The following is a 26,026-nucleotide window of genomic DNA, read 5'->3' on the forward strand; positions in this document are numbered from 1 at the left end:
CCGTAGTCGCAGCGCCGGCTGGATCACCTGGGGTCCTTCGTTTGGATCAGGCCTGCCAGGGGCGGCGCCCCGGTCCGGTCGGGTGGGTGCCCGTGACGGCCATGACCACCGAGTAGAGGCTGGTCTCCGCGGCGATGAAGAGTCGGTTGCGCTTTGCGCCGCCCCAGGAGATGTTGGCGACGGCCTCGGGCACGACGAGCCGGCCGATCAGCGTGCCGTCGGGGTCGTAGCAGTGCACTCCGTCGTTCATCGCGGCAGCCCAGAGCCGTCCGCCGTCGTCGAAGCGGAGGTTGTCGAAGCGGGCGTTCTCGCGGGCCCCCGCCTCGGCGAAGATCTTCCCCTCCGACAGCGTGCCGTCGTCGTGCACGTCGAAGGCCCGGATGCAGCCGGCCCCGGTGTCGGAGACGAGGAGCTGCTTCTCGTCCGCGGAGAACACCAGTCCGTTCGGTGCTGCGAAGCAGTCCGCCACCAGGCGCACTTCGCCGGTGGCGGGGTCGACGCGGTAGACGTTGTCGGAGCCGATCTCGCTCTCGGCCCGGTAGCCCTCGTAGTCGCTGGTGATGCCGAAGGACGGGTCGGAGAACCAGACGGAGCCGTCGGACTTGACCGCCGCGTCATTCGGGCTGTTCAGCCGCCTGCCCTGCCAGCGGTCGGCCAGCACGGTGACGGTGCCGTCGTGCTCGGTGCGGGACACCCGGCGGTTGCCCTGCTCGCAGGTGATCAGCCGGCCCTCGCGGTCGAGCGTGTTGCCGTTGGTGTGCCCGGCGTCGCGGCGGAACACGTGGACCGCCCCGGTCTCCTCGTCCCACCGCAGCATCCGGTCGTTGGGGATGTCGCTCCAGATCACCTGCCGCCAGGCCGGCAGGTAGACGGGTCCTTCGGCCCATCGGCAGCCGGTGTGCAGGACCTCCAGGGCGGCATCGCCGTTCATGCACCGGCCGGTGCGGAAACGGTCGTCGAACATCTCGTACAGGTCACTGGCCATGACGCTCCCCTGACATAGAACGTGCCGAACTTGATTCGGCACATGACGAAGATTGCAGGATTACGTATGGTGAAGGCAAGACATCAACGAATGGAGAGCTGTGGATCACGTTGATCGCGTCCTGCTGGAGCGGCTTCAGCAGGACGCCACCCAGTCCTACGCCGCGCTGGGCCAGGCGGTCGGCCTCTCGGCGGGCGCGGCTCATGAGCGCGTACGGAAGCTGCGGGCGCGCGGCGTCATCCGCCGCACCACCGTCGAGGTGGATCCGGCGGCGGTGGGCAGCGGCGTACTGGCTTACGTGCTGGTCGACTCGACCGCGTGGATGGGCGACTCGGCGGAGAGCTTCGCCGCGATCCCCGAGATCCTCGAAGCGCACATCACCGCCGGCAGCGCCTCGGTGCTGGTGAAGGTCAGGACCGCGACCACCGAGCAACTGCAGGACGTGCTCCGCCGGATCTACATGATCGGCGGCGTCAGTGGCACACAGGCCACCGTCGTCCTGGAGACCTTCTTCGAACGCCCGGTCTCCCCTACCGTCACCGGCCAGGACTGAGCGCCGAGGCGGCCTGCCGCCGGCTAAAGCGTCCGCACCTCGCCCGATCCAGCAGCAGCTGGCGGCTGAGGGCGGCCCGGTCGAGTTCGCCTGCGGTGATCGTCACGACCCGGATTCTGCCCCCGTCCCGCACCGGCGGCGCCCCGTGTTCCGATGGGCCGCCCGGCAGGGTTCCCCTTCGCTGCCTCACACCGCCACGAAGGTCACCGGCCCGCTCCCGGCAACCGCCTCCGCGCGTCCCAGCTTCACCAGTCGCCGCAGGTGCGACTCGGCTTCCGAGACGGCGATGTTCCTTGAGCCGTACGGGATTTGCTCCCAGGGCCGGTTCCACTCCATCCGTTCGGCCAGCTGCCACGGCGTGAGCGGCTCGGCGAGCAGGGACAGCAGGCCCGTCAGGCGCTCCTCGTGGTGGTCGAGCAGTTCCTGGACGCGGCCCGCCGCGTCCGCGAACGCGTACTGGTGGGCCGGGAGCACCTCGGCCACCCCCAGTGCGCCGATCCGTTCCAGCGAGGCCAGGTAGTCCCCGAGCGGATCGGTGGCGGCGGTGGCGTCGTCCGGGTCCTCGTAGAGGCCGACGTGCGGGCTGATGCCGGGGAGCAGGTGGTCGCCGGAGAAGAGGCGGCCGCGGCCGGGCAGGTTGGCCGGGTGGTCCTCCTCCAGGTGCAGGCAGACATGACCCGGGGTGTGGCCCGGCGTCCAGATCGCGCGGAGCTCGCGGCCCGCCAGGTCGAGGAGTTCGCCCGGCACGATCTCGCGGTCCGGCAGCGCCGCCCGCAGCCCGGGCAGGGTGCGCATGCGGCCGCCCTTCTCGCGGGCCGCCAGCAGGGGCGCTATGTGGTCCTCGGGTGCGCCCACCGTCGCCAGCTTCCGTGCGAGGTAGGACAGCCACGTGCCCGGTTCCGACTCGCGCGTGCGGCGGACGATCGCCGTGTCGGCCGCGTGCATCGCGATCCAGGCGCCCGACACCTCGCGGACCTGTCCGGAGAGGCCGTGGTGGTCGGGGTGGTGGTGGGTGATGACCACGCCGTGGACATCGGCGATGTCCACGCCGACGCTGGTGAGTCCGGCCGTCAGGGTGTCCCAGGCCTCCGGGTCGTCCCAGCCGGTGTCGATCAGGACCGGGCCCCGGCCGGTGTCCAGGAGATGGACCAGCGTGTGGCCCAGCGGGTTGTCCGGGATGGGGACCTTGATGCTGTGGACGCCGCCACCGTGGTTGATCACCTGCGTCATGGACTCCCCATCTCTGCGCGGCCTCGGCGGCGTGCGGGGTACGGCCACGACGCGCCGCGTCCACTGTAACGAGAACTTGTTTCAGTGGTAGCCCCGGTCGACCATCCGGTGAGGCGGTCCGGTCCGGCCGCACGAGACCGCACTCCGCGCCGCGGGCATTGTCCGGTCCTGGCCGTGGACTCCTGGAACTGGAACTGGTATCAGTTCTGACACCAAGTCAGATGCGGTCCGGCTGCGGAAGCCGGACGCAGAGGCCGGATGCAGGACCAGTCAACGAGTCGGATCACGTGCCGCGTCGCGGGAGGCAGCAGCCATGAGCGAGCTTGTCGAACACGGAAAACTGTTCATCGGCGGGGAGTTGGTCGATCCGCTCGGGCGGGATGTCATCGAGGTCATCTCCCCGCACACCGAGCAGGTCATCGGCCGGGTGCCGCATGCCGCCGAAGGGGACGTGGACCGGGCCGTCGCCGCCGCCCGGCGGGCGTTCGACGAAGGGCCCTGGCCGCGGATGACCCTGGACGAGCGGATCGCCGTCGTCACGCGGATCAAGGACGCGTTCGCGGTCCGGTACGAGGAGATCGCCCGGGTCATCAGCTCGGAGAACGGCACCCCGTACAGCTCCAGCGTCATGGTGCAGGCCCTCGCCGCGATGATGGTGTGGGACGCGGCGATCACCGTCGCCCGCACCTTCCCCTACGAGGAACGGCGGGACGGGGCGCTCGGGCCGCTGCTCGTGCGGCGGGAGCCGGTCGGGGTGGTCGCGGCGGTCGTGCCGTGGAACGTGCCGCAGTTCACCGCCGCCGCCAAGCTCGCGCCCGCACTGCTCGCCGGGTGCTCGGCCGTCCTCAAGGTGTCGCCCGAATCGCCTCTGGACGCCTACATCCTGGCCGAGATCGTCGCCGGGGCCGGGCTGCCCGAGGGGGTGCTGTCGATCCTGCCGGCCGACCGCGAGGTGAGTGAGTACCTGGTCGGGCACCCCGGCGTCGACAAGGTCTCCTTCACCGGGTCCGTGGCCGCCGGCCGGCGGGTCATGGAGGTCGCCTCCCGCAACCTCACCCGCGTCACCCTTGAGCTGGGCGGGAAGTCCGCCGCCGTGATCCTCCCCGACGCCGATGCGGCCGCCGCCGTCGCCGGCATCGTGCCCTTCGCCTGGATGATCAACGGACAGGCGTGCGTGGCCCAGACCCGGATCCTCGTGCCGCGCTCCCGGTACGAGGAGATGGCCGAGGCGTTCGCCGCCGCCGCCGGCGCCCTGAAGGTCGGCGATCCGCTGGACCCGGCCACCGAACTCGGACCGCTCGTCGCGCGGCGCCAGCAGCAGCGCTCCCTCGACTACATCCGGATCGGTCAGGAGGAGGGGGCGAAGGTACTGACCGGGGGCGGCCGGCCGGCCTCCCAGGAGCGCGGCTGGTACGTCGAGCCGACACTCTTCGGCGACGTCGACAACTCCATGCGCATCGCCCGCGAGGAGATCTTCGGGCCGGTCATCTGCCTGCTGCCGTACGGCGACGAGGACGAGGCCGTGAAGATCGCCAACGACTCCGAGTACGGGCTCAGCGGGAGCGTCTGGACCGCCGACACCGAGCGCGGCATCGACATCGCCCGCCGGGTCAGGACCGGTACGTACAGCGTGAACACCTTCAGCCTCGACATGCTCGGCCCGTTCGGCGGCTACAAGAACTCCGGCCTGGGACGGGAGTTCGGGCCCGAGGGCTACGGGGAGTACTTCGAGCACAAGATGATCCATCTGCCCGCCGGTTACGGGGGAGGGGCCTGATGGGGGACCGGTGGAGCGTCGAGGTCGACCGGGGGGTCTGCATCGGGTCGGGGATGTGCGTGAACCACGCGCCGGGCGGGTTCCGGCTGGACGCCGCCCGGCAGTCCCACCCCCTCGGCCCGGAGACCGACGCCAACGAGCAGGTCCTCGCCGCGGCCGAGGGGTGCCCGGTCGAGGCGATCACCCTGGCCCTGAGCGACTCGGGTGAGGTGGTGTTCCCTCCGGAGGACTGACGACCTCGTGCCGCCGGGGGCTCGGGTCAGCGTTTCGGGTCGCCGGACAGGAGGTGCAGTCGCAGGGCAAGTTGGAGTTCCAGGGACCGGTCCGGCTCGTTCCAGTCCCGCCCCAGCAGCACCTGGATCCGGTCCAGCCGCTGCACCACCGTGTTGACGTGGACGTGCAGCTCGTCCTTGGCCCGGATCAGGCTGCCACCCGCGCGGAAGTACGCGCCGAGCGTGCGCACCAGGTGGGTGCCGCGCTGGGTGTCGTACTCCAGCAACGGCCCCAGTGTCGCCGACACGAAGCCGTCGACGTCCTGCCCGTTGCCCAGCACCACGCCCAGGAAGCCGAGTTCGTCCACGCACGCGCCCTCGCCCGTACGCCCCAGCACCCGCATCGCCCGCAGGCAGCGCGCCGCCTCGCCGTAGGCGGCGGCCAGCTCCCGGGGGCCCCGTGCGGGGCCGGCCGCGGCCACGGTGACAGGGGCCTGCGCGAGCTGGCCGAGCTGGGCCGCGGCCGAGCGGGCCGCGGGCCCCGCGGCTGTGCCCGCTCCCTCGATCAACAGCACCACCGCGCCCGCGTGTTCGGCGCTCACGCCGTGGATGTCGCCGCCGAACAGATAGCGCATCGCGGCCGGGGCCAGCCGCTCCCGCGCGCCCGACCCGGCCACCAGCAGCAGGTGCGGTCGGTCCAGGTCGATGCCCAGCCGGCGGCCGCGCTCGGCCAGGCCCGCCGGGTCACGGCCGGAGTCCGTCAGCAGATCGGCGATCAGCTCGCCGCGGATGCGGTTCTCCGTCTCGGCCACCGTGCGCCGCAGCAGCAGAAGCAGCCCGGTGACCACCGCCGACCGCTCGAAGAGCCGCCGGTCGGAGTCGTCCAGCTGCCGGTTCCGGTGCAGCACCAGGCCGGCCAGGAGCTCCTGGCCGGCGAGCACCGCGCAGACCACCCGGCCGTCGCGGTGCACGGCGCGGGCGCCGGTCCTGGACTCCTCGGCCGCCTCCGCCAGCCATCCGGCGTCCATGCTGTCGGCGGCGAAGCCCGTGCCGTCCGGGCGGACGGCGGCCAGCGGGCGGCCGGCCGGGTCGTGAATGGTCAAAGGGGAGTCGAGGAGCCCGGCGACGGCGGCAGCCACGTCCTTGACGTCCCGGCCGCGCAGCACCAGGTCCGTCAGCCGGTCGTGCGACTCCTCCGCCCGCTGCATCGCCGCCGAATGCGCCCGCACGGCGGCGTTCGCCTCGGCCAGCTCGGCGTTGGCCGCGGCCAGTTCGGCGAGTGCGGACGTGGTGTCGGCCAGTGCGCGGGCGGTGTCGATGGCGATCGCCGCATGCGCGGCGAGCGAGCACAGCAGCGCCACCTCGTCGGGGCTGAAGACCCGGGGCGCGCGGTCGGCCGCGAAGAGGACCCCGATCACCTTCCCCGTGCCGCCGCGGCTGGAGCCGAGCAGCAGCGGCACGCCCAGAATGGCGACCAGGCCCTCGTCCAGGACCCCGGCGTTGATGTTGCGGGTGTGGCGGAAGCGGTCGTCGGTGCGGTAGTCGGGCGTCGCGTACGGGCTCGCGGTCTGCGCCACGAGACCGCCGAGCCCTTCGCCGAGCTCCAGCCGCAGCCGCTGGAAGAGCACGGAGACCGACCCGTCGGTCACCCGCATGTAGGTGTCCCCCGCCTCCTCGTCGGGGAGCGTGAGGTAGGCCGTGTCCGTCCCCAGCAGCATCCTGGCCCGCCGCACGATCGCCTTCAGCACGTCGTCCAGGTCGCGGGAGGCGGCCAGGTCGCCCGCCGTGTCGAAGAGCGCGGTGAGCTGGAGCTCGCGGCGCCGGTGCTGGCGCAGGGCGCCCCTGATCCGCAGCGCGGTCGCCGTGGCCCGTTCCACCTCGGCCAGCTCCCCGGCGGGCACCCCGTCGGCCCGCGCCGACGAGGAGACCGCGCCCAGCGCCTCCGCGGGGGCGTCCTCGGCCAGCAGGTCGAGCAGGCGTCTGAGGTGGGGCGCGGCGGAGGGGGACGGTTCAGACATGGCGGCCAGCATTCGTAGACGGAGAGGGGGACGGAGACGGACAGGGAGTGTGCGGAAGGGGAGCGGGGAGCGGTCGGTCAGTTCGCGGTCCAGCCGCCGTCCATGGAGAGCGAGGTGCCCGTGATGTGCCCGGTGCGCGGCCCGCACAGCCACAGGACCGCCTCGGCGACGTCCGCCGGTTCGATCAGGCGCTTGATCGCGCTGCGTTCCAGCATCACCCGCCCCACCACGTCCTCCTCCGAGATGCCGTGCGTACGTGCCTGGTCGGCGATCTGGTTCTCGACCAGGGGTGTGCGGACGTATCCGGGGCTGACGCAGTTGCTCGTCACCCCGTGCTCCGCCGCTTCGAGCGCGACCACCTTGCTCAGCCCCTCCAGTGCGTGCTTGGCCGTCACATAGGCCGATTTGTAGGGGCTCGCGCGCAGTCCGTGCACCGACGAGATGTTGACCACGCGCCCCCAGCCGCGTTCGTACATGCCCGGCAGGGTCCGGCGCAAGATGCGGAACGGGGTCTCCACCATGACGCGCTGGATCAGCGCGAAGCGGTCCGGCGGGAATTCGTGGACGGGGGCGACGTGCTGGAGGCCCGCGTTGTTGACCACGACGTCCGCGTCGGACGGCAGCGTGTCGACCACCCCGGGCTCGGACAGGTCCACCACCCAGGCCGTCCCGCCGATCTCCCCGGCCAGTCCCTCGGCGGCCTCACCGGCCATGTCCACGACGTGCACATGGGCGCCGGCCGCGGCGAGCGCCTGCGCGCAGGCCCGCCCGATCCCGCTGGCCGCACCGGTCACCAGCGCGGTGCGCCCGGCCAGGAAGGGTGCTGCGGGCGCCTGCGGGGACGGGGCTGCGGGCTCGTGATCCGGTCTGCGGGAAGTCTCCATGGGCGTCACCGTAGGTACCCGACGGCCCGTGTCACACGGCGCCGGTGCACACACCCTCCTGCCCCCGCATGGTGCGGGCGCACATGGTGCGGTGCGCCGCCGGGCAGCCCTGCCGCCTGGCCCCGGACCCGCACAAGGGACCCGCCGTACACACCGCGCACCCGTAGGTGTCCGCCTGCCACATGGGCGTACGGGGCCGCTGCTCATAGGTTCCGGCAGCAGCCCGTACCCCGCACGTACCGACCAGGGAGGCACCCGTGCGCCCACCGATCCTGAGACGCCTGTTCCGCCGCGTCGCGTCCACGGCCGTCCTCGGCCTGCTCGCGGCGACGCTGAGCACCACCGCCGCCGGCGCACAGCCGGCCGCCGCCGCTGCCGGCCTTCAGCAGGTCACCGGCTTCGGCTCCAACCCCGGAAATCTGCAGATGTACGAGTACGCCCCGGCCGGCCTCCCCGCGAACGCGCCGCTCGTCGTCGCGCTGCACGGCTGCACCCAGACCGCCGACGCGTACTACGCCAACTCCGGCTGGCCGAAGCTCGCCGATCAGTGGGGCTTCGACGTCGTCTTCCCGCAGACCACCTCCGCGAACAACTCGCTCTCCTGCTTCGGCTGGTTCGACCCGGCCGAGGACACCCGGGGCAAGGGTGAGGCCGCGTCGATCGTGCAGATGGTGGAGCACGCGAAGCAGAGTCACGGCTCGGACGCCCGCCGGGTGTACGTCACCGGCCTCTCGGCGGGCGGCGGCATGACCGCGGACCTGCTGGCCGCCTACCCGGACGTGTTCGCGGGCGGCTCGGTGGCCTCGGGCCTGCCCGCGCAGTGCGCGACGAGCCAGGCGGCCGCTTCGGGCTGTCAGACGGGCCCGCAGAAGCTCAGCCCCGCGCAGTGGGGCGACAAGGTCCGCGGCGCCTACCCCGGGTACAGCGGCCCGTGGCCCCGGGTCGCGATCTGGCAGGGCACCTCCGACTACACCGTCTACCCGGCCAACGCCACGGCGCTGCGCGACCAGTGGACGGACGTCTGGGGCATCGGCCAGACCCCGTCGTCCACCGACACCCTCCCCGGGAACACGACGCGCAGCGTCTACAACGACGCCTCCGGGAAGCCGGCCGTGGAGACGTACTCCGTCGCCGGCATGGGCCACGGCCTTCCCGTGAGCCCGGGTACGGGCGCGGAGCAGTGCGGGGCGACGGCCGCCTACTTCCTGAACGCGATCTGCTCGTCGTACTACACGGGCGTCTTCTGGGGCCTGGACGGCGGCAGCCCCGGCGGTGGCGGCGACCAGCTCCCCGCACCCGCGGGCGTGACCGTCACCGGCACCACCGCCGGCACGGTCTCGCTGTCCTGGAGCGCGGTGCAGGGCGCGGCCTCGTACACGGTCCAGCGCAACGGTACGAAGATCGCGTCGCCCGCCACCACGACGTTCACGGACACCGGCCTCACCGCCGGCACCGCCTACCGGTACACGGTGGCGGCGGTCGACGGGTCGGGCAAGGCCGGCCCGGCCTCCGCCCAGGTGACGGCGACCACGACGGGCGGCACCCCCGCCAGGTGCTTCACCGCCACCAACTACGCGCACGTGAGCGCCGGCCGGGCCCACACCTCGGGGGGATACGTCTACGCCAACGGCTCGAACGCGAACATGGGCCTGTACAACGTCTTCGTCACCCACACCCTCAAGGAGTCACCGGCGGGGTACTTCGTGATCGCGGACAGCGGCTGCGCGAGCTGATCCATACAGCCGGGCCGGGCCCGGGGTACGGCGCCGCCGTACCCCGGGCCCGGCCCGGCGCTGTCAGCTCCCCTGGCGCGCGTACGCCACCAGCCGGTCGGCTATCTCCCGGCTGCCCCGCTCGCCGGTGAGCACCGTGTAGTGGTTCACGTCCTTCACCGCCACCGGCTCCACCCGGGTCCCGCCCAGGTCCGCGGCCGCCAGCCGCCGCTCGTCGTACAACCCCTGCTCCTCGTCCATCAGGCCGCGCGCCGCCCACAGCAAGGTCGCCCCGGCGGGCAGCTTGCGTACCGCCGTGAGCACCTCCTCGTCGAAGAGCCCGATGCCGTCGGTGCGTACCGCCTCGATCCGGCACGTCGAGTGCATGGCGGGTTCGTCGCCCGTCAGGTCGCGCTGGATGTACGCGTCCACCTCGTCGGACCAGGCGGCGCCCGCGAACGCCGGGTGCGCCTGCCAGAAGGCGCGGTAGGCGGACCGGTCCGCGAAGGTCATCGACAGGCGGTCCATCGCCGGGCCGATCACCGCCGTCATCAGCTCGTCCGGGGACAGGTGGGTGGGCGCCGGAAAGCCGATGCCGCCGTCCACGAGCAGCAGCGGGCCGAAGCCGGCCGGATGGCGCACCGCGGCCAGCGCGGCCACGAAGGCGCCCATCGAATGGCCCGCCAGCACCACCCGGTCCAGGCCCAGCGCCGCCTGCAGGGCGGCGACGTCGTCCGCGTGCGTGGCGATGCCGTACGGGCCGGGCAGCGCCGAACTCCCCGCCCTGCCGCGCAGATCGGGGGCGACGAGCGTCACCCGGCCGGCCAGCTGCCGGGCCACCGCGCCCCAGGAGAGCGCGTTGGCCGTGATGCCGTGCAGGGCGATCACGGCCGGCGCGTCCGGATCGTCGGCCGGCCAGCGTACGGCCGTCAAGTCGCCCCCACGCACGGGGACTTCGATCTCTTCGTACGGAATCACGGGTTTCCGTTCTCCTTCCGGGGCGGGACCTGTCCGGTGCGTCTGCGGCGCCACGCGGCCGGCCTGGAGGGAAGCCGGGCCAGGCCGCCGGGAAGCAGATGTACCACGGCCACGAACAGCACGCCCAGCAGGAACAGCGGCTGGGAGAGCGGGACGCGGAGCACCGCCGGGAGGCCGGCGACCGCGCCGGAACCGGCCAGGTCGCCGAGCCGGTGGTCCGCCCACGTGTACAGGATGCCGCCGATCATCGGCCCCCAGCGGGTCCCCGATCCGCCGAGCACCACCATCACCAGCAGCGAGAGCGTGAAGTCGGACGTGGTCGTCTGGGGGGTGGAACCGCCGGTCAGGAGCAGGTGCACGATGCCGCCGAGGGCGGCGAGCGCGCCCGCGACGACGAAGGCCGTCAGCTTGAATCCGTACGGCTTCAGGCCCAGCACCTCCACCCGGCGTTCGTTCTCCTTGATGCCCTCCCAGACACGGCCGGTGGGGAGTGGACGGCCCGGTGCACGACGCCCAGGGTGAGGACGAGGTAGGCGAGGGCGATCCAGTAGAGGTTCGCGGTGTTGTCGATGCCGACGAGCCAGGACGGCAGCAGGTCCGCCGGTGCCGCCCGGCCCTCCTCGCCGCCGGTGAAGCCGCCGGGGTTGCGGGAGACCAGGATCGAGCCCGCCTGGGCGAAGGCCAGCGTCACCATGGAGAAGCCGATGCCGGTGACGCGCAGGCTCACCGACCCCAGGACCAGGGCCAGTGCGATCCCGGAGCAGAGGCCGAGGAGTGCGGCGAGCGGGAAGGGCAGGCCCGCCTCCAGCAGGAACATGTTGGTGGCGTAGCTGCCTGCCGCGAAGTACAGGGCGTGCCCGAAGGAGAGCAGGCCGGTGCGGCCGAGCAGCAGGTCGTAGCCCGTGGCCAGGGCGCCGAACAGCAGGCAGGTGGCGAGGAGTTGCAGACTTCCCGCACTGCCGAGGGGGCCGTCGAGCAAGCCCGGAACCGGCATGGCGCTGTAGGGCGCCACGGCCAGGACCAGCAGGACGGCGGCCGGCCACAGGCGCAGCAGCCGGCGGGAGGGGCCGGTGGGTGTTGGCGCGGCCGGAGCTCTGTCGTCGGTGCGCCCGGGTGTCCCGGTGGCGGTGGTCATGCGAGCCTCCCCGTCAGTCCGCGCGGCCGGACGAGCAGCAGCGCGGCGAGCAGGACGACGACCGCCAGGTCGCCGAGGCCCGCTGCGGTGTAGTAGTTGGCGAACTGCTGGACCAGGCCGATGACCACGGACGCCACGGCCGCGCCGGTCACCGAGCCCATGCCGCCGGTGACCACCACGACGAACGCGAAGATCAGCAGCGAGGTGCCCTGGCGGGGGTCGACCGAGCCGAAGTACAGCCCGCCGAGCGCCCCGCCGAGTGCGGCGGCGCAGCCCCCGATCGCGAAGACGAGGGTGAACGCCCGGCGCACGTCGATGCCGAGCGCGGTGACCATCGCCCGGTCCTCGACCCCCGCCCGCACGACGAGGCCGTGCCGGGTCCGGCCGAGGAAGAGCCGCAGCGCCACCAGGACCACGACCGCGGCCGCGACCAGCACCAGCCGGTTGACCGGGACCTGGGCGCCCAGCAGCCCGAAGGTGCCGGACAGTGCCTTCGGGCCCGGGAAGGTCCGGGCGTCCGCGCCCCAGATGCCCGACAGCAGTGCCGGGACGGCGAGCCCCACCCCGACCGTGGCCAGCACCTGCTCGCGCGGCCGGGTGTAGAGCGGGCGGACGACGGCGAGTTCGAGGAGCACGGCGGCCGCGGTGCCCACCGCCGTGCCGAACAGGATCGCGAGGACGAAGCCGGCCCCGCCGGGGCCCGCGCCGGGCAGGTTCCCGGACGCCGCCCACCAGGTGCCGTACGCGCCGACCGAGAGCAGCGCCCCGTGCGCGAAGTTGAGTACGTCCATCAGGCCGAAGATCAGCGAGAGTCCGGACGCGATGAGGAAGTAGAGGGCTCCCAGACCGAGTCCGGTCATGGTGAGCAGCACGATGGTGGACATCAGGAATCCGCCTTCACAGGAGGTTCTTCGGTGACCGGCCCGTGGCCCACGCCGAGCAGCCGGCGGACCGCCGCCGCGTCGCCGAGCAGTTCGTCCGCCGGGCCCCGGTGGGCGGTCCGGCCGTCGGCGAGCACCACGCAGTGCTCGGCCAGGCGGCGTACGACGGCGAGGTTCTGTTCCACGAGGAGCACCGGCACCGCCTCGGCGGCCCGCTCCAGCACCTGGGCCACCTCGGTGACCACCTTCGGTGCCAGGCCCTTGGTGGGTTCGTCCGCGATGATCAGCCGGTTGGTGTTCAGCAGGGTGCGGCCGATGGCGACCATCTGCTGCTGGCCGCCGGACAGCGTCCCGGCCAACTGCCGCGCTCGCTGCTTGAGTTCGGGGAAGAGCTCATGGACCAGGGGGTAGGCGGGCTCGCCCGCACCGCTTCGTTCGGCCAGCCGGAGGTTCTCCGCCACGGTCAGTCCGGCGAAGATGCCGCGGTCCTCGGGGGCGTAACCCACCCCCCGCCGGACCACGGCGTGGGTGGGCAGCGTCACGGTCTCCTCGCCGTCCAGCCGCACACTGCCGCTGCGCGGGACCAGGCCGAGCACGCCCCGGACCGTCGTGGTCTTGCCGGCGCCGTTGCGGCCGAGCAGCGCGGTCACGCCGTGGGCGGCGACGTCCAGGTCGACGCCGTGCAGGATGTGGCGGCCGCCGATCAGGACCCGCAGGTCCCGTACGGCGAGCAGGGTCCGGGCGCTCACAGTCCCTCCCCGAGATAGGCCTGTTGCACGGTCGGATCGGCGGTGACCGCCTCCGGGGTGTCCAGCGCCAGCAGCCGGCCGTGGTGCATCACCGCGAGCCGGTCGGCCAGGCCGAGGAGCACGTCCATGTGGTGCTCGACCATGAGGACCGTGCGCCCCTCGTCCCGGTGCAGGGTGCGGATGAGTTCGGTCAGCGCCGGGACCTCCTCCGCGCTCACCCCGGCCATCGGCTCGTCGAGCAGCATCAGCCGGGGCTCGCCCACCAGCAGCACGGCCAGCTCCAGCTTCCGCTTCTCGCCGTGCGAGAGCTCGGCCGCCGTCGCCCCGGCCCGGTGGCCGAGGCCGGTGCGCTCCAGCACGCCGGCCACCTCGGCGGGGTACGGGTCGGCGCGCCGCCACAGCCGGTACGAGCCGCCCCGGGCGGCCTGCGCGGCCAGCCGGACGTGGTCGGCCACGGTCATCGCGGGCCAGAGGCTGGACGTCTGGAACGTCCGGCCGATCCCGCGCCGGGCCCGCACGTGCGCGGGCCGGCCGGTCACGTCGGCGCCGTCCAGCTCGATCGTGCCCGCGGTCGGCATCGTGAGTCCGCTGATGAGGTTGAACAGGGAGGTCTTTCCGGCACCGTTGGGGCCGATGAAGGCGAGGAACTCGCCCTCACGGACGCCCAGGGTGACGTCCTGGACGATGCTCGCGCCGCCGATGCTCCAGCCGAGCGCGTCCAGCCGGAGCACGGGTGGTGCGCAATCCGCCCGGCCGTCCCGATGTGCGAGGGGGTGCGGTGCGGTCACGGTTCAGCCCGCCGAGGGCTTCACGGGCGGCGCCACGGTGTCCATCGGTTCGGTGTCCAGCAATTCGGGCTCGGCGGCGGCGCCCTTGCCGGTCAGCCGGGCCACGAACATCGGCTGCACCAGTGCGTGGTCCTCGGCCCGGACCTGCTCCTTGCCCTTCACCCCGTCGAAGCTCCAGCCCTCCAGGGCCTTCACCATCGCGGCCGGGTCGGTGGCGCTGCCCCCGGCCACCGCGCGCACGACCATCTGGGCCGCGGTGAAACCGTCCGGGGTGAACAGGTCGGGGGTGCCGCCGGCCTTCGTCACCGAGTCGAGCATGGCCTTCTCCACGGCGTTGCCGCCGCCCGCGCCGGGGAAGTAGTGGGCCAGGAACGACACCTTGGCCCCGGCCGCGCCGAAGACCGGGTACGAGGCCGTGCCGGCCAGCCCGGTGACGACCTTGCCCGCGCCCAGCACCCCCTGCTGGTCGAGCGCGGTCCACAGCGCCGGTGCGGTGGAACCGGCCCAGGCCACGAAGACCAGGTCGGGCCCGCCCGACTTCACCTGCCGGGCGAACGGCGTCAGGTCCGTCGCGCTGGGCGGCGCCAGCACGGAACCCACCTTCGCGCCCTTCGCGCCGAGCACCGCCTTCACCGCGGCGACGTTCGCCTGGCCGAACGTGGAGTCCTGGGCCAGCACCGTGATCTTCTTGCCCTCGGCGTCGCCGAGCATCGCCCCCGCCGTGAGGATGTCCTGGTAGGACTGGCGGCCCGAGCGGAAGGTGTAGTCGTTGATCCCGGTCACCGCGTCGGTGGCCGCCGGGCCGCTGACGTAGAGCACCTTGTTCTGGGCGGCGAGCGGCGCCATCTGCAGGGCGACGCCGGAGTCGGTGGTGCCGGCCAGCACCTTGTAGCCCTTGCCGATCAGGTTCTTCGCCGCGGAGACGGCCTTGCCCGGGTCGCCCGCGTCGTCCTGCTCGGTGACCTCGATGCGGTGGCCGGCGACCTTGCCGGTGCCCTTGGTCGCGTAGTCCAGGCCCGCCATGAAGCCGTCGCGGTACTGCTTGCCGTAGTCCGCGAGCAGCCCGGTCCTGGAGTAGACCAGGCCCACCTTCACGGCCGCGCCGCTGCCCGACTTCCCGCTCTTCGCCTCCTCGCTGCCCGCCTTGCCGGCGGCGGTGCACCCGGTCAGCAGCAGACCGGCGGTGGCCAGTACGGCGAGGGCGGGCAGGGATCTGTGCTGGACGGTGCGGGTTGCTCTGCTGGCTCTGCGACGCATGGTGACCGGCTCCTCGGCGTGTTCCTGTGATGTCGCCGAACCGTATGAACACCGCGCCGTCGTCGATATGGTGCAGGGCACCTCACCTGGCCGGGGGGCCGTGTGGGTGCCGCACATGGGCAGCGGCCCGCGAACTCAGCGGGCCGGGTCCTCGGCCGTCAGGTCGATCAGCCGGCACACCGTCTCGATGTCTATCTTCACCTGCGCGATCGACGCCCGGCCGGACAGCCAGGTGATCAGCGCCGAGTGCCAGGTGTGCTCGATGACCCGAACGGCCGAGAGCTGCTCGGGCGTCGGGTGCTCCAGCCCCATCGAGTCCAGGATGATCGCCGTCGTGAGCCGCGAGACGGTGTCCACCTCGGGGCTCACACTGCGGTCCGCGAAGGTCAGGGCGCGCACCATCGCGTCCGCCAGGTGCGGTTCGCGCTGGAGCGCGCGGAACGCCCGCATCAGGGTGTCGGCCACCCGGTCCGCCGCGTCGTCCCCGGCCGGCGGACGTTTGCGCAGCGTCGCGTGCATGTGCTGGAGCTGGTCCTGCATGGTGGCGACCAGCAGATGGATCTTGGACGGGAAATAGCGGTACAGGGTGCCCAGGGCGACCCCGGCAGCCTCCGCCACCTCACGCATCTGGACGGCCTCGAAACCGCCCCTGCTGGCGAGCTGGGCGCTGGCGTGCAGGATGCGCCGGCGCCGGGCCTCCTGGCGTTCCGTCAGGGGCGGCGATGCCGGTCTGGCTTCCGCTGTCATGTGTCCCATCCCCGTGGCTTCAGTCCGCGACCGCGAGGACGCGGCGGGCGGTCCGGCGGCGCACAGCATGCCAGGGTGTGTGTCGTGGCGCGAATCACCTGATCCGGCCGTTGCACCGACGCTACCTGCCGGTAGATTCGTAGCTCATTGCACGATCCAGTCTGTAACTTGTTCTAGATTAGCGTGAGCGGTTACGCTCCGGCGAACACGCAGTGAGAAGGGGGCCGAGTGTGACCGCTGAGGCCATAGAGTCGGGCCCCCGCACGGGCGTCGGTACGTCGGACACGGAAGCAGACCCGGCCGGTGACCGGCCGTTGCGCATCGCGCTCCTCACCTACAAGGGCAACCCCTTCTGCGGCGGCCAGGGCGTCTACGTGCGCCATCTCGCCCGGGAGCTCGCCCGGCTGGGCCACAGCGTCGAGGTGATCGGCGCCCAGCCCTACCCCGTGCTCGACGAGGGCGTCCCGCTCACCGAGCTGCCGAGCCTGGACCTCTACCGGCACCCCGACCCGTTCCGCACCCCGAAGCCGGGCGAGTACCGGGACTGGATCGACGCCACCGAGGTCGCCACCATGTGGACCGGCGGATTCCCCGAGCCGCTCACCTTCAGCCTGCGCGTCCGGCGCCATCTCGCCGCCAGGCGGGGCGAGTTCGACGTCATCCACGACAACCAGACGCTGGGCTACGGGCTCCTCGCGGACCTCGGTGCCCCGCTGGTCACCACCATCCACCACCCCATCACCGTCGACCGGCAGCTCGACCTGGACGCCGCGCCGACCCGTCGCCGCCGCCTCTCCGTCCGCCGCTGGTACGCCTTCACCCGCATGCAGAAGCGGGTCGCCCGCAGGCTGCCGTCCGTGCTCACCGTCTCCGGCTCCTCCAAGCAGGAGATCGTCGACCACCTCGGTGTGCACCCCGGCCGGGTCCACGTCGTGCACATCGGCGCCGACACCGACCTGTGGTCGCCCGACCCCTCGGTCGCCGAGGTCCCCGGGCGCATCGTCACCACCTCCAGCGCCGACGTCCCGCTCAAGGGCCTCGTCCATCTCGTCGAGGCGCTCGCCAAGCTCCGCGCCGGGAATCCGGCCGCGCACCTGGTGGTCGTCGGCCGACGGGCCGAGGACGGACCGGTCGCGCAGGCCATCGAGCGGCACGGGCTCGGGGACGCCGTCGAATTCGTCAAGGGCATCAGCGACACCGAGCTCGTCGACCTGGTGCGCAGCGCGCAGATCGCCTGTGTCCCCTCCCTGTACGAGGGCTTCTCGCTGCCCGCCGCCGAGGCCATGGCCACCGGCACCCCGCTCGTCGCCACCACCGGCGGTGCGATCCCCGAGGTCGCCGGCCCGGACGGCGAGACCTGCCTGGCCGTCCCGCCCGCCGACGCCGGCGCGCTGGCCGACGCGCTCGGCCGGCTGCTCGGCGACGCCCCGCTGCGCGCCCGGCTCGGTGCCGCGGGCCGGGCACGCGTGCTCGCCCGCTTCACCTGGAAGCAGGCGGCGATCGGTACCGCCGCGCTCTACCGCGAGGCCATCGCCGCCCGAACCGCCACCGGACCCGGCGGCGCTCGGTGACACCGCCCCGCCCGAGCCCCTGACACCGCTCCACCCCCGCCCTCGCTCCCCGAATCTCCCCGAACCCTCGACCGCGAAAGCAGGCATTCGTGCTGACCGTGGACTTCACCCGCTTCCCGCTCGCCGCAGGCGACCGAGTGCTCGACCTGGGCTGCGGCGCCGGACGCCACGCCTTCGAGTGCTACCGGCGCGGCGCCCAGGTGGTGGCTCTCGACCAGAACGGCGAGGAGATCCGCGAGGTCGCGAAGTGGTTCGCCGCGATGAAGGAGGCCGGGGAGGCCCCCGAAGGAGCCACCGCCACCGCGATGGAGGGCGACGCGCTCAACCTGCCGTTCCCCGACGAGTCCTTCGACGTCGTGATCATCTCCGAGGTGATGGAGCACATCCCCGACGACAAGGGCGTGCTCGCCGAGATGGTCCGGGTCCTGAAGCCGGGCGGCCGGATCGCGGTCACCGTGCCGCGCTACGGCCCCGAGAAGGTCTGCTGGACGCTCTCCGACGCCTACCACGAGGTCGAGGGCGGCCACATCCGCATCTACAAGGCCGACGAGCTGCTCGGCCGGATGCGCGGCGCGGGCCTCAAGCCGTACGGCACCCACCACGCGCACGCGCTGCACTCGCCGTACTGGTGGCTGAAGTGCGCCTTCGGCGTCGACAACGACAAGGCGCTGCCGGTGCGGGCGTACCACAAACTGCTGGTCTGGGACATCATGAAGAAGCCGATGGCCACCCGGCTCGCCGAGCAGCTGCTCAACCCGGTCGTCGGCAAGAGCTTCGTGGCCTACGCGACCAAGCCGCACCTGCCCGTCGCCGTGGCCACCGAGGCCCCGCGAAGGCCGACGACTCCGCCAAGGCCGAGGCGTGACCCTTCCCGAGCGGACCGAACACCTTGTGCTGCCCGGAGTCCTCACCGCCGGACAGGCCACGGAAACCGTCAACGCGCTGCTCGCCGTGCAGTGCGAGGACGGCGCGCTGCCCTGGTTCCGGGGCCACCACCTGGACCCGTGGGACCACACCGAGGCCGCCATGGCCCTGGACGCGGCCGGCGAGCACGCCGCCGCGGAACGCGCGTACGAGTGGCTGGCCCGGAACCAGAACGCGGACGGCTCCTGGTACGCCGCCTACCACGACGGTGATCCGCAGCGGCCGACCGACCGCGGGCTGGAGAGCAACTTCTGCGCGTACGTGGCTGTCGGCGTCTGGCACCACTACCTGGCCACCGGCGACGACGCGTTCGTCGACCGGATGTGGCCGACGGTCTTCGCCGCCGTCGAATTCGTCCTGCGGCTCCAGCAGCCCGGCGGGCAGATCGGCTGGAAGCAGGAGGAGGACGGCACCCACGTCCGGGACGCGCTGCTGACCGGCTCGTCGTCCATCCACCAGGCGCTGCGCTGCGCGCTCGCGATCGCGGAACGCCGCGAGGAGCCGCAGCCCGACTGGGAGCTGGCCACCGGCGCACTCGCCCACGCGATCCGCAGCCACCCGGAGCGCTTCCTGGACAAGAGCCACTACTCGATGGACTGGTACTACCCGGTCCTCGGCGGCGCGCTCGACGGCGCGGCGGCCACGGCGCGGATCGAGGAGGGCTGGGAGCGGTTCGTCGTCCCGGACCTCGGAGTGCGCTGCGTGCTGCCCAACCCGTGGGTGACCGGCGGCGAGAGCTGCGAACTCGCCCTGGCGCTCTGGGTCATGGGTGAGTCCGACCGGGCCCTGGAGGTCCTGCAGTCCATCCAGCATCTGCGTGCGGAGGACGGGATGTACTGGACGGGTTACGTCTTCGAGGGCAACCGGGCTTTCTGGCCGGAGGAACGCACGGCGTGGACCGCGGGTTCGCTGCTTCTGGCGGTGGCCGCACTCGGTGGGGACGAGGCGACCACCGCCGTCTTCAGCGGGGAACGGCTGCCGAAGGGGCTGGAGCCGGACTGCTGCGGCTGAGCCGCCCCGGTCCGGCTGCCGGCCTCACCGTTCAGTGGCGGATGCGGCCGGCCACGGCGTGCCCGATGAACAGGTACACGACGGCGGCGAGGCCGTATCCGGCGACGACGTTGGCCCATGCCCTGTCGAACGTGAACAGGTCGTACGACCAGCCGGCGAGCCAGCGTGCCGTGTGCCGTACGAATTCGACCAGGTCGTTGCCCCGGTGGGCGTCGAGCAGATACATCAGGATCCACAGGCCGATGATGAAGGCCATGATGTCGGCTACGACGGCTATGACACGCGCTGCGGTGCTGCTTCCGTTGCCTCTTCTGTACGCCATGGACACCGGATTGCCGCTTTCCGCGGGGTGAAACCCGGACGGCGCTCCCGGGTGGCGGTGAGTCCGCGCGGGCGCGAGCCTTGCGGGGGAGTGCTGCCCCGGCACCCCGTCGTGATGTGCCCGGTCAGGGAGGCCAGTCGTGCCCGCTTCCGTACCGCTCCGCCGGCTGCTCGTGGCGCTGCTGCTGTCCTGCAGCGTGCTGGTGAGCGCCACCGCGTGCAGCAGTGACGACGACAGCAGCGCGAGCAGTTCGGCCTCGCCCACCGGCACGCAGTCCGCCCAGGCGCAGAAGCTCGCCAAGACGCGGTTCGTGGCCAACGCGGGGCTGGCCGCGGGCGCGACGTACCAGTGGGTGGTCAAGCCCTACCGTGCCGGCAAGTTCAAGAAGGGCGCCGACGGGCGGACCTTCGCGCTCGTCAAGGCCGGCCTCGCCGGCACCTTCGCCTACAACCGCCTCAAGGCCGCGTCGAACAACGCCAAGGGCGACCCGCTGCTGTCGAAGGCGGTGGCGCCGCTGGCCGCGAGCATCGCCTCGCTCAAGGGCCTCGCCACGAAGGTCCGCAAGGGCCAGGCGGGCGACGGCGACATCGGTGTCTTCGAGAGCGTCATCAGCAACTTCAAGGCCGCCGGCAAGAGCGCGGGCGCCGAGGTGAAGGACCAGGTGCCGGCCACCTCGCAACTCGGCGGATAGCGGGGAGAGGGCCAGCCCTTAGAGTGCCCGGATGAACCTTCTCCCGCATGAGCGCTACTGCGACGAAATCGTCCTGAGGACAGAGGCGTTGAGGGCCGCGGTCCGCGGTTTCGACCTCGACGCGGTCGTACCGACCTGCCCGGAGTGGACCCTGCGGGATCTCGCGGTCCATGTCGGCGGCGCCCACCGCTGGGTCGGCGAGATCGTGCGCACCAGGGCCGTCGACGAGGTCCCGGACGAGCGGGTGCCGCAGTTCACGCCCGAGGGCGAGGACCCCGCCGTGCTGGACGCCTGGCTGGCCGAGGGAGCGGCGAGCACCGCCGAGGCGCTGCGCGAAGCGGGCCCGGGGGCGAGGGTCTGGTCGTGGTCCTGGGACCGGAGCGCGGGCTTCTGGGCGCGGCGCATGGCGATCGAGACCGTCGTCCACCAGGCGGACGCGGCGCTGACCGCGAAGGTGCCCTACGCGATGGCGCCCGACCTGGCCGCCGACACGATCGACGAGTGGCTGGAGATCGTCGCCTTCGCCCAGGCCGCCGGAGACGACCCCGGAGCAGCGGAACTGCGCGGGGCCGGGCGCTCCCTCCATCTGCACGCCACCGACGCGCCGGGGGCGGAGTGGCTGATCGAGTTCGGCGCGGACGGCTTCACCTGGCGCCGGGCGCACGAGAGGGCGACCGTGGCGCTGCGGGGGCCGCTGACCGATCTGATGCTCGTCTTCAACCGCCGGCTGGCCGCGGACAGCGACCGGGTCGAGGTGCTGGGTGACGCGGCACTGCTGGACTTCTGGCTGGAGCGGTCGTCCTTCGGCTGAGGGGGAAGCGGCCGGGCGGTGACACGGCCGGTGTGCGGGCCGGGCGGCGCTGGGCCAAGCTGGAACGGCAGCCCGTCCCGTCCGGCGAGGAGGTGCCGATGGACCCGGTCCAGGCCCTGGAGCGGATCGCCTTCCTGCTGGAGCGCGGCGGCGCCGTGACCTACCGTGTGCAGGCCTTCCGCACCGCCGCCCGCACCGTCGCGGCGATGGCCGACGGCGAGGCCGTGCGGCGGGTGACGGACGGCTCGCTGGAGCGGGTCAAGGGCATCGGCCCCAGAACCGCCCAGGTCGTCCGCGAGGCGGTGGCCGGTGAGGTGCCCGCGTACCTGGAGCGGCTGGAGGCCGAGACCGAGGCGGCCGGGCCGCTCGCCGAGGGCGGTGAGCGGCTGCTCGCGCTGCTGCGTGGCGACTGCCATCTGCACTCCGACTGGTCGGACGGCGGCAGCCCGATCGAGGAGATGGGCCGTACGGCGGCGGAGCTCGGTCACGACTGGGCGGTGCTCACCGATCACTCGCCCCGGCTGACAGTGGCCAACGGGCTGTCCCCCGAGCGGCTGCGCAGGCAGCTGGCCGAGGTGGCCGAACTCAACGAGCGCTGGGCGCCGTTCCGGCTGCTGACCGGCATCGAGTGCGACATCCACCTCGACGGTTCCCTCGACCAGGAGGACGAACTGCTTGCGCAGCTGGACCTCGTGGTGGTGTCCGTGCACTCCAAGCTGCGGATGGACCCCGGCCCGATGACCCGCCGGCTGGTCGCGGCCGTCCGCCATCCACAGGCGAACGTGCTCGGACACTGCACCGGACGGCTGATCACCGGCCGGGGCCGCCCGGAGTCGACGTTCGACGCGGACGAGGTGTTCGCCGCCTGCGCGGACGTGGGCACGGCGGTGGAGATCAACAGCAGGCCCGAGCGGCTCGACCCGCCCCGGCGGCTGCTGCGCCGCGCCGTCGACGCGGGCACGCTGTTCGCCGTCGACACCGACGCGCACGCCCCCGGACAGCTGGACTGGCAGATCCACGGCTGTGCCCGCGCCGAGGAGTGCGGGGTCCCGGCGGAGCGCGTCGTCACGACGTGGACGGCGGACGAGCTGCTCGGCTGGACCCGCGAGGGCAAGGTCCCGGACCGGGCCCGGCACGGTACCGAGGAGAGCGCTTAGGGTCCTTCGTTTGGATCAGGCCGGATCAGGGTGCGGCGCCGGGGCACGCGAGCCCGGCATGATCCAGACGAGAGGCCCTAGTGACCTGAGTCAGAGATTCTTCGTTAGATCGGCGCCGCGCAATCAGGACCTCCCATCCCCTTCGGACCGCGATCGGCAACGAGAAGCCGGGTCGCTGGCAAGCCGGACGTCGTGCGAGAACTACCGGAAGATCTCTGACTCAGGTGACTGGGCCGTGTCTTTCGGATCATCGCGAAAGACCCGGACTGAGGCTCGGCGCCGTCGGGGCTACCGGGGTCGCAGGGCGTGGAGATCCGGCAGATGGCGTTCGCCGACGTGGGGCAGGGTGGTCTTCCGTCCTTGGCTATCGCACAGACGTACGTGCTGCCTCGGTGGGGACGAGTCCATCTCCACGACGATGTCCTGGTTGTCGGGCCAGACCCACTTCCGAACCCCGGAGTGGCCTACTTGGCGGCCCAGCAGCCCAAAGTGTTCCGGTTCCCCTCCGCCGCCCGGCGCGGCGCGTCCGGCGATCCCAGCAGACCGTACGGCAGATACCCGGACCGGACGCCGAGTTCCCACCCATGGACCTGGACGGCGAGGCAGGCCAGGGCGAGGGTGCCGAGGGGGAGGAGGGACCGAGGCGCGGGATCACCGGCATCGGCCTCGACGCTCTCCCGGTACGCGACCAGCCGGGCGACGAGGGCGTCCTCGAAGGCGTGCTGGGCGTCGTCGAGGAGTACGCGGAGCAGCTGCTGGTCCGCGCTCAGCGCGTCGCCGACCGCGTCGAGCCGCCGGGCAGCCTCCGTGCGCTCCCCGGCGTCCGGCTTGCGCAGCGGAACCGTGGGCCAGTCGCGGGGCAGATGCCCGGCCGCCTCGGTGAGATAGGGGCACAGGGCGTCCATGGCGGCGAGGTCGGCGGGGTCGGAGACGGAGGTGTACCGGTTGTAGGGCACGCCGTCACGGATGGCAGGCGCGTAGTCGCCGCGCAGCAGCAGCCCGGTGACCCGCTCCCAGTCCCACACATGCCCGCTGACGACACATATCTCGAACATGTCGAGCCAGGTCCGCGCGGTGGGCGCCTCCTTGACGACGTCCCGGAAGGTGATGGGCCCGTCCCCGAACTCGTCGTCGTCCGGGTCCGTGCTGATCCGCTCCCCGACGAGGGGAACCGGAGTGCCTGGTCCCCGTTCGGGAAGCACATGATGCTCAACACTCCCTGCACACACTCCGCGGCGGTGATGGCGACCGTGCCGGCCGCAGCGTCGAGCCCCGGCTCCGTCACCGTTCGCGCGGCGACATGGTCCAGCAGTTCGTCCGCCATGGCCCGGATCAGCGTCGGCGAGATGCTGCCGTACCGCAGCGCGTGCCATCGTGTGTAGGCCCGCCCGTCGATGTCGTCGAGCGCCTCGGCCAACCGCTGCTCGCCGACCTGATGGCATGTCACATTGCGCACGTACCCCGTCCCTTCATGAACTCCACGACTGGACGAAGCACGTTATCAACGGGCACTGACAGCACCCGTGACCTGAGTCAGAGATCTTCCGGTAGTTCTCGCACGACGTCCGGCTTGCCAGCGACCCGGCTTCTCGTTGCCGATCGCGGTCCGAAGGGGATGGGAGGTCCTGATTGCGCGGCGCCGATCTAACGAAGAATCTCTGACTCAGGTCACTAGTTGAGCTCCGCCAGCACCCGCAGGGTGTGCGGGTCCGGCGCGGTCACCAGCAGGTCGGTGACCGGCCCCTTGCGCCACAACTCCAGCCGTTCCGCGATCCGTCGGCGGGGGCCGACCAGTGAGATCTCGTCGGCGAACGCATCGGGGACGGCCAGTACGGCCTCCTCCTTGCGGCCTTCCAGGAAGAGCTGCTGGATCCGCCGCGCCTCGTCCTCGAACCCCATCCGCCCCATCAGGTCCGCGTGGAAGTTGCGGGCGGCGGCGCCCATGCCGCCGATGTAGAAGCCGAGCATCGCCTTCACCGGCAACAGCCCTTCCGCGACGTCGTCGCAGACGTGCGCCCGGGCCATCGGCGCGATCATGAACTCCTCGGCGAGATCGCTCAGCGAGGCCTCGTACACGTCGGTGCGCAGCGGTGACCAGTACAGCGGCAGCCAGCCGTCCGCGATCCTGGTGGTCTGGGCGATGTTCCGCGGCCCCTCCGCACCGAGCAGCACCGGCAGCCCGGCCCGCAGCGGATGCGTGATCGGCTTCAGCGCCCTGCCGAGCCCGGTCGCGTCCGGGCCGTTGTACGGATGGGAGTGGAACCGGCCGTCCAGCTCGACGGGCGCCTCGCGGCGCAGTACTTGACGCACCACGTCGACGTATTCGCGGGTCGCGGTCAGCGGGCTGCCGGGGAACGGCCGCCCGTACCAGCCCTCCACGACCTGGGGGCCGGAGAGGCCGAGGCCGAGCATCATCCGGCCACCCGAGAGGTGGTCGAGGGTCAGTGCGTGCATGGCGGTCGCGGTCGGGGTGCGGGCCGCCATCTGCGCGATGGCCGTGCCCAGCCGGATGCGGGAGGTGTGGGCGGCGATCCAGGTCAGCGGGGTGAAGGCGTCGGAGCCCCAGGCCTCCGCCGTCCACACCGACTCGTAGCCCAGGTCCTCGGCCGCGCGGGCGAGGTCCAGATGGGCCGGGTCGGGGCCGCGGCCCCAGTATCCGAGCGCGAGTCCGAGCCGCATTCCGCTGCCTCCCAGCATTTCTGACGATGTATCAGATACAGCCGGAGAGTACGACAGCGGCCCCCCGCCCGGAAGGGGCGGGGGCCGCTGTCGGTGACGCGTGCGCGGGGTGTCAGCCGCGCTGGATGCCCGTGGTGTCCTGGAGCACGCCGCGACGGCCGTCCTGGGTCTGGGCGATGAGGCTCTGGCCCTGCTGCTCGACCGCGAGGTACCAGGTGCCCGGAGCCAGTTCGGCGATCGGGGACGGCGAACCGTCCTCGCCGTACAGCGGACGGGCCACCGGCACCGCGAACCAGAACGGGGTGAAGTCACCGGACGGCGCACCGCCGGCCGCCGGGGCATGCTGGGCCGGGGCGTGGGCCTGCTGCGGCTCGGGCTGACCCGGCTGCTGGGCGCCGTACGGCTGCGGCTGTCCCGGCTGCTGACCGCCGTAGGCCGGCTGCTGGGCACCCGGGTAGCCGTAACCCTGGCCGGGCTGCGGCTGGCCGCCGTACGGCGACTGCACGGCCTGCGGCTTCGGGGCGCCCGCCAGCGGGGCCTTGAGTGCGGGGACCAGCGGGGAGGCGACCGCACCCGCGGCCAGCGCCAGGGAGGCGATCATGCCGAGGATCAGACCGGCGCCGGCGTCGATCTGGCCGAGGTCGATGATCGTCCAGAACAGCTTCCACGCGGTGAAGACGGTGGCGGCGACGCCGAACTGGGCGAGGTCGAGCCCGGCGACCTTGCGGGGCTGCGGCTGCGAGCGGGAGAGCACGATCAGTGCCGCACCGATCACGCCGACCATGTAGACACCGATTGCGTCGCCCAGGGACTCCCAGGAGTTCGACGCGTCAACGCTGGAGCTTCCATAGGAGAAGTAGTCGAGGAAAGAGGCGATGAACAGCACGACCGCTGCTCCGATCACCACGCCATCGCCTCGAGTGAGGGAGCGGATATTCACGTGAAGGTCCTTAG

General features: G+C 72.3%; 22 protein-coding genes and 3 pseudogenes. 10 read left to right on the forward strand and 15 right to left on the reverse strand.

What is annotated here, in order from left to right; all coding sequences use genetic code 11:
- Window positions 1-46: 46 nt before the first annotated feature.
- The gene (locus LNW71_RS23480; RefSeq protein ID WP_250970034.1) at window positions 47-985 is read right to left on the reverse strand and encodes an SMP-30/gluconolactonase/LRE family protein; all 939 of its coding nucleotides are present in this window, start codon (window positions 983-985) and stop codon (window positions 47-49) included.
- A gap of 100 nt (window positions 986-1,085) precedes the next feature.
- Here LNW71_RS23480 and LNW71_RS23485 point away from each other — a divergent pair, with 100 nt between their 5' ends.
- Window positions 1,086-1,538 carry an Lrp/AsnC family transcriptional regulator gene (locus tag LNW71_RS23485; RefSeq protein ID WP_250970035.1) on the forward strand — a complete coding sequence of 151 codons (453 nt, stop codon included), beginning with the start codon at window positions 1,086-1,088 and terminating at the stop codon, window positions 1,536-1,538.
- Window positions 1,539-1,724: 186 nt separating this feature from the next.
- Here LNW71_RS23485 and LNW71_RS23490 read toward each other — a convergent pair whose 3' ends face one another.
- On the reverse strand, window positions 1,725-2,768 hold the full coding sequence (locus LNW71_RS23490) for an MBL fold metallo-hydrolase (protein WP_250970036.1): 1,044 nt from the start codon (window positions 2,766-2,768) through the stop codon (window positions 1,725-1,727).
- 313 nt (window positions 2,769-3,081) lie between these two features.
- Here LNW71_RS23490 and LNW71_RS23495 point away from each other — a divergent pair, with 313 nt between their 5' ends.
- The gene (locus LNW71_RS23495; protein WP_250970037.1) at window positions 3,082-4,545 is read left to right on the forward strand and encodes an aldehyde dehydrogenase; all 1,464 of its coding nucleotides are present in this window, start codon (window positions 3,082-3,084) and stop codon (window positions 4,543-4,545) included.
- Window positions 4,545-4,778 (forward strand): ferredoxin, encoded by a 234-nt coding sequence (locus LNW71_RS23500; protein ID WP_250970038.1) that lies wholly within the window; start codon window positions 4,545-4,547, stop codon window positions 4,776-4,778. The genes LNW71_RS23495 and LNW71_RS23500 overlap by 1 nt, the downstream gene beginning before the upstream one ends.
- Before the next feature lie 26 nt (window positions 4,779-4,804).
- Here the strand turns inward: LNW71_RS23500 and LNW71_RS23505 are convergent, their stop codons facing one another.
- Window positions 4,805-6,775, reverse strand: coding sequence for a GAF domain-containing protein (locus LNW71_RS23505; RefSeq protein WP_250970039.1), 1,971 nt, complete (start codon window positions 6,773-6,775; stop codon window positions 4,805-4,807).
- Between the two features lie 77 nt (window positions 6,776-6,852).
- Window positions 6,853-7,659 carry a 3-hydroxybutyrate dehydrogenase gene (locus tag LNW71_RS23510; RefSeq protein WP_250970040.1) on the reverse strand — a complete coding sequence of 269 codons (807 nt, stop codon included), beginning with the start codon at window positions 7,657-7,659 and terminating at the stop codon, window positions 6,853-6,855.
- A 257-nt stretch (window positions 7,660-7,916) separates the two neighbouring features.
- Here LNW71_RS23510 and LNW71_RS23515 point away from each other — a divergent pair, with 257 nt between their 5' ends.
- The gene (locus tag LNW71_RS23515) at window positions 7,917-9,392 is read left to right on the forward strand and encodes a PHB depolymerase family esterase (RefSeq protein WP_250970041.1); all 1,476 of its coding nucleotides are present in this window, start codon (window positions 7,917-7,919) and stop codon (window positions 9,390-9,392) included.
- Window positions 9,393-9,455: 63 nt separating this feature from the next.
- On the opposite strand, the gene LNW71_RS23520 is transcribed toward LNW71_RS23515, so the two are convergent.
- The 7 genes and pseudogenes from LNW71_RS23520 to LNW71_RS23550 all read right to left on the reverse strand — a co-directional run bounded on the left by LNW71_RS23520 (window position 9,456) and on the right by LNW71_RS23550 (window position 15,906).
- On the reverse strand, window positions 9,456-10,349 hold the full coding sequence (locus LNW71_RS23520; protein ID WP_250970042.1) for an alpha/beta hydrolase: 894 nt from the start codon (window positions 10,347-10,349) through the stop codon (window positions 9,456-9,458).
- Window positions 10,346-11,484: pseudogene (locus LNW71_RS23525) on the reverse strand (branched-chain amino acid ABC transporter permease). Before LNW71_RS23525 ends, LNW71_RS23520 begins: the two are co-directional and overlap by 4 nt.
- Window positions 11,481-12,368, reverse strand: a complete 888-nt coding sequence (locus LNW71_RS23530; RefSeq protein WP_250970043.1) for a branched-chain amino acid ABC transporter permease — start codon at window positions 12,366-12,368, stop codon at window positions 11,481-11,483. The pseudogene LNW71_RS23525 and the gene LNW71_RS23530 overlap by 4 nt, the downstream one beginning before the upstream one ends.
- A complete protein-coding gene (locus LNW71_RS23535) occupies window positions 12,368-13,114 on the reverse strand; it encodes an ABC transporter ATP-binding protein (RefSeq protein WP_250970044.1) in 747 nt (248 codons plus the stop codon). Before LNW71_RS23535 ends, LNW71_RS23530 begins: the two co-directional genes overlap by 1 nt.
- Window positions 13,111-13,902, reverse strand: coding sequence for an ABC transporter ATP-binding protein (locus tag LNW71_RS23540; RefSeq protein WP_250970045.1), 792 nt, complete (start codon window positions 13,900-13,902; stop codon window positions 13,111-13,113). The genes LNW71_RS23535 and LNW71_RS23540 overlap by 4 nt, the downstream gene beginning before the upstream one ends.
- 3 nt (window positions 13,903-13,905) lie before the next feature.
- Window positions 13,906-15,159, reverse strand: coding sequence for a substrate-binding domain-containing protein (locus tag LNW71_RS23545; RefSeq protein WP_250970046.1), 1,254 nt, complete (start codon window positions 15,157-15,159; stop codon window positions 13,906-13,908).
- 135 nt (window positions 15,160-15,294) lie between these two features.
- Window positions 15,295-15,906: a TetR family transcriptional regulator gene (locus LNW71_RS23550; RefSeq protein ID WP_250970047.1), complete on the reverse strand. Its 612-nt coding sequence runs from the start codon at window positions 15,904-15,906 to the stop codon at window positions 15,295-15,297.
- 230 nt (window positions 15,907-16,136) lie between these two features.
- Between LNW71_RS23550 and LNW71_RS23555 the strand changes: the two genes are divergently transcribed.
- The 3 genes and pseudogenes from LNW71_RS23555 (at window position 16,137) to LNW71_RS23565 (ending at window position 19,412) form a co-directional block, all read left to right on the forward strand.
- The gene (locus tag LNW71_RS23555; RefSeq protein WP_250970048.1) at window positions 16,137-17,477 is read left to right on the forward strand and encodes a glycosyltransferase family 4 protein; all 1,341 of its coding nucleotides are present in this window, start codon (window positions 16,137-16,139) and stop codon (window positions 17,475-17,477) included.
- An 89-nt stretch (window positions 17,478-17,566) separates the two neighbouring features.
- Window positions 17,567-18,295: pseudogene (locus LNW71_RS23560) on the forward strand (class I SAM-dependent methyltransferase); the annotation flags it as partial.
- Between the two features lie 43 nt (window positions 18,296-18,338).
- Window positions 18,339-19,412 carry a prenyltransferase gene (locus LNW71_RS23565; protein WP_250970049.1) on the forward strand — a complete coding sequence of 358 codons (1,074 nt, stop codon included), beginning with the start codon at window positions 18,339-18,341 and terminating at the stop codon, window positions 19,410-19,412.
- Between the two features lie 31 nt (window positions 19,413-19,443).
- On the opposite strand, the gene LNW71_RS23570 is transcribed toward LNW71_RS23565, so the two are convergent.
- The gene (locus LNW71_RS23570; protein ID WP_250970050.1) at window positions 19,444-19,734 is read right to left on the reverse strand and encodes a hypothetical protein; all 291 of its coding nucleotides are present in this window, start codon (window positions 19,732-19,734) and stop codon (window positions 19,444-19,446) included.
- A gap of 139 nt (window positions 19,735-19,873) precedes the next feature.
- Here LNW71_RS23570 and LNW71_RS23575 point away from each other — a divergent pair, with 139 nt between their 5' ends.
- From LNW71_RS23575 to LNW71_RS23585, 3 genes are all read left to right on the forward strand, one after another.
- Window positions 19,874-20,425, forward strand: a complete 552-nt coding sequence (locus LNW71_RS23575; protein WP_250970051.1) for a hypothetical protein — start codon at window positions 19,874-19,876, stop codon at window positions 20,423-20,425.
- Between the two features lie 31 nt (window positions 20,426-20,456).
- Complete coding sequence (locus tag LNW71_RS23580; protein WP_250970052.1) at window positions 20,457-21,236, forward strand: maleylpyruvate isomerase family mycothiol-dependent enzyme; 780 nt, start codon at window positions 20,457-20,459, stop codon at window positions 21,234-21,236.
- Between the two features lie 98 nt (window positions 21,237-21,334).
- Window positions 21,335-22,393, forward strand: a complete 1,059-nt coding sequence (locus tag LNW71_RS23585) for a PHP domain-containing protein (protein WP_250970053.1) — start codon at window positions 21,335-21,337, stop codon at window positions 22,391-22,393.
- Between the two features lie 464 nt (window positions 22,394-22,857).
- Here LNW71_RS23585 and LNW71_RS23590 read toward each other — a convergent pair.
- The 3 genes and pseudogenes from LNW71_RS23590 to LNW71_RS23600 all read right to left on the reverse strand — a co-directional run bounded on the left by LNW71_RS23590 (window position 22,858) and on the right by LNW71_RS23600 (window position 25,979).
- A pseudogene (locus tag LNW71_RS23590) lies at window positions 22,858-23,849 on the reverse strand (immunity 49 family protein).
- A gap of 215 nt (window positions 23,850-24,064) precedes the next feature.
- Window positions 24,065-25,072: an LLM class F420-dependent oxidoreductase gene (locus tag LNW71_RS23595; RefSeq protein ID WP_250972119.1), complete on the reverse strand. Its 1,008-nt coding sequence runs from the start codon at window positions 25,070-25,072 to the stop codon at window positions 24,065-24,067.
- A gap of 112 nt (window positions 25,073-25,184) precedes the next feature.
- On the reverse strand, window positions 25,185-25,979 hold the full coding sequence (locus tag LNW71_RS23600) for a DUF5336 domain-containing protein (protein ID WP_250970054.1): 795 nt from the start codon (window positions 25,977-25,979) through the stop codon (window positions 25,185-25,187).
- Between the last annotated feature and the right edge of the window lie 47 nt (window positions 25,980-26,026).

The organism is Streptomyces sp. RKAG290 (genome assembly GCF_023701695.1).
In the GTDB taxonomy this organism is placed as follows: Bacteria; Actinomycetota; Actinomycetes; order Streptomycetales; family Streptomycetaceae; genus Streptomyces.

Excerpts from the sequence above, each read along its gene's own strand:
- LNW71_RS23480 (WP_250970034.1), bottom strand. The coding sequence starts at position 985 with ATGGCCAGTGACCTGTACGAGATGTTCGACGACCGTTTCCGCACCGGC.
- LNW71_RS23490 (WP_250970036.1), bottom strand. The coding sequence starts at position 2,768 with ATGACGCAGGTGATCAACCACGGTGGCGGCGTCCACAGCATCAAGGTC.
- LNW71_RS23495 (WP_250970037.1), top strand. The coding sequence starts at position 3,082 with ATGAGCGAGCTTGTCGAACACGGAAAACTGTTCATCGGCGGGGAGTTG.
- LNW71_RS23500 (WP_250970038.1), top strand. The coding sequence starts at position 4,545 with ATGGGGGACCGGTGGAGCGTCGAGGTCGACCGGGGGGTCTGCATCGGG.
- LNW71_RS23505 (WP_250970039.1), bottom strand. The coding sequence starts at position 6,775 with ATGTCTGAACCGTCCCCCTCCGCCGCGCCCCACCTCAGACGCCTGCTC.
- LNW71_RS23510 (WP_250970040.1), bottom strand. The coding sequence starts at position 7,659 with ATGGAGACTTCCCGCAGACCGGATCACGAGCCCGCAGCCCCGTCCCCG.
- LNW71_RS23530 (WP_250970043.1), bottom strand. The coding sequence starts at position 12,368 with ATGTCCACCATCGTGCTGCTCACCATGACCGGACTCGGTCTGGGAGCC.
- LNW71_RS23545 (WP_250970046.1), bottom strand. The coding sequence starts at position 15,159 with ATGCGTCGCAGAGCCAGCAGAGCAACCCGCACCGTCCAGCACAGATCC.
- LNW71_RS23550 (WP_250970047.1), bottom strand. The coding sequence starts at position 15,906 with ATGACAGCGGAAGCCAGACCGGCATCGCCGCCCCTGACGGAACGCCAG.
- LNW71_RS23570 (WP_250970050.1), bottom strand. The coding sequence starts at position 19,734 with ATGGCGTACAGAAGAGGCAACGGAAGCAGCACCGCAGCGCGTGTCATA.
- LNW71_RS23580 (WP_250970052.1), top strand. The coding sequence starts at position 20,457 with ATGAACCTTCTCCCGCATGAGCGCTACTGCGACGAAATCGTCCTGAGG.
- LNW71_RS23585 (WP_250970053.1), top strand. The coding sequence starts at position 21,335 with ATGGACCCGGTCCAGGCCCTGGAGCGGATCGCCTTCCTGCTGGAGCGC.
- LNW71_RS23595 (WP_250972119.1), bottom strand. The coding sequence starts at position 25,072 with ATGCGGCTCGGACTCGCGCTCGGATACTGGGGCCGCGGCCCCGACCCG.